1 protein-coding gene is annotated in these 328 nt (G+C 51.5%); it reads left to right on the forward strand.

Going from position 1 to position 328, the window contains the following annotated elements; genetic code table 11:
* On the forward strand, positions 1-328 hold a 328-nt coding region (locus DVK07_RS21995; protein WP_147441352.1), incomplete at both ends, for a DDE-type integrase/transposase/recombinase.

Raw genomic sequence — 328 nt, forward strand, 5'->3', positions numbered from 1 at the left:
CGATCTACAGCCGATCTCAACCGTCTCCGAGGATCAGCTTGCGGTTGACGAAAAGATGATCCGCCTTCACGGACAGAAGTTCTGGCTGTACGGTGCGGTTGATCCGAACACGAACGAGATCCTCCACGTGAGCCTCTATCCGACCGCAAATAAACAGACGACGCGATGGTTTCTCACCGAGCTTCACCGGCGCTATCAGCTCGATAACGTCGAATTTCTCGTCGATGACGCAGACTATCTCGGATCAGTTCTCGCTGAGGACGGCTATCGATTTCAAGTCATTCGTCATGGAAATCGGAATGCCATCGAACGTGTTTTTTGGGAAATA

Origin of the sequence: Halorubrum sp. Atlit-26R, from assembly GCF_003666015.1 — an archaeon.
In the GTDB taxonomy this organism is placed as follows: Archaea; Halobacteriota; Halobacteria; order Halobacteriales; family Haloferacaceae; genus Halorubrum.